This window comes from Bradyrhizobium sp. UFLA05-89 (assembly GCF_059803475.1).
This window is the reverse complement of the sequence record NZ_JBANBA010000266.1, coordinates 1-1,438: the sequence shown is the minus strand read 5'-3', so window position 1 is coordinate 1,438 and position 1,438 is coordinate 1. Positions and strand designations below refer to the sequence as shown.

Annotated in this window: 1 protein-coding gene; it reads left to right on the top strand. The window is 58.8% G+C overall.

Annotation, left to right across the window (positions count from 1 at the left end; genetic code table 11):
• Positions 1-45 precede the first annotated feature (45 nt).
• Positions 46-1,281: an IS701 family transposase gene (locus SO139_RS46175; protein WP_498542151.1), complete on the top strand. Its 1,236-nt coding sequence runs from the start codon at positions 46-48 to the stop codon at positions 1,279-1,281.
• Positions 1,282-1,438 lie beyond the last annotated feature (157 nt).

The window sequence follows — 1,438 nt, the reverse complement described above, 5'->3', positions numbered from 1 at the left end:
CATTACAGTTGCTTTTGTTGCGGGCTTCTGAATCCATGGGCAACCATGATTCGAATGTCGTGGGCGCGGGCCGCGTCGGTTGAGGAGACGCTTGCGTTGTGGGCGGCGTCGCTTCGTGAGATCAAGCAACGGATACGTCCGTTGTTCACGCAAGAGCGTGTTGCGACGAATGCAGGCCTATTCCTGGAAGGTCTGCTCGGAGATGAGCAGCGCAAGACCGGTTGGATGCGCGCAGAGGCGGCTGGCGATCCCGGCCCATGGCGGCAGCAGGCGATTCTGGGTCGTGGAGACTGGGACGCTGATGCCCTGCGCGATATCGTGCGCGACTATGTCATCGAGCATTTGGCGGATGACGATGCGGTGCTGGTGATCGACGAGACTGGTTTTCTCAAACAGGGCAAATCGTCATGCGGAGTGGCGCGGCAATACACTGGTTCGGCAGGGAAGATCACGAACTGCCAGATCGGCGTCTTCGCTGCCTACGTTTCGCGTCATGGCCATGCGTTCATCGATCGCGCGTTGTATCTTCCGAAGGAATGGACCGACGATCCAGATCGACTGGAAGCCACTTATGTACCTGCCGACGTCAGCTTTGCGACCAAACCAAAGCTTGCGACGAGAATGATCGCACGCGCGATAGCCGCGCCTGTACCATTCAAGTGGGTTGCCGGTGATGCCGTCTACGGTGTTGGCAACATCGAACAGCAACTACGTCGGGCAGGCAAAGGCTACGTGCTTGGGGTCAGCAGCGCTCATGTGTTTCGATCCTGGGGCAAGCGACCGCCGGTCGCCGGTACGGCTGCAGACCTCGCCCGGACGCGGCACTCATCCGACTGGAAGCGCCTGTCGGCGGGAGCCGGAACCAAAGGACCGCGGCTGCACGATTGGTATTATCTCGAATTGGCCGATCTCGAGGCCGAGCAGTTCAACAGTGCAAATGACGGTTTGTGGACACGCGGTCTACTGATCCGTCGTCGCATCGCCGATGATGACCTCGCCTTCTTCTCCACCTGGTGTCCAACGGGAACAGCCATTGAAACGCTGGTCGCGGTCGAAGGCCATCGATGGGCGATCGAGGACAGCTTTGAAACGGCGAAAAACGAGTTCGGGCTCGATCACAACGAGAGCAGATCCTGGCATGGCTGGCACCGTCATGTGTCCTTGGTGATGCTCGCCTTCGCCATGATGGCCGCGATCCGACATCGCGCTAATCCGCCACCGCCCAAAAAAACGAAACGGCGCCCCCCGGCAAAAGCCAAAGCACAACCACTCCACCACTGATCCGTTGGTCAATGCAGGAAATCCGCCGCATTGCTATCAGACTTGCTCGAAAGCGGATCCAACCCGCACACATCATCGCATGGTCTTTCTGGCGCAGAGCCCACCAGGCTGCCGCTCAACGCGCCCACTTCAAATCAAAAAAGCAACTGTAATGCTA

Bases quoted from the DNA above. Each gene is read 5' to 3' on its own strand.
- SO139_RS46175 (WP_498542151.1), top strand. From the start codon at position 46: ATGATTCGAATGTCGTGGGCGCGGGCCGCGTCGGTTGAGGAGACGCTT.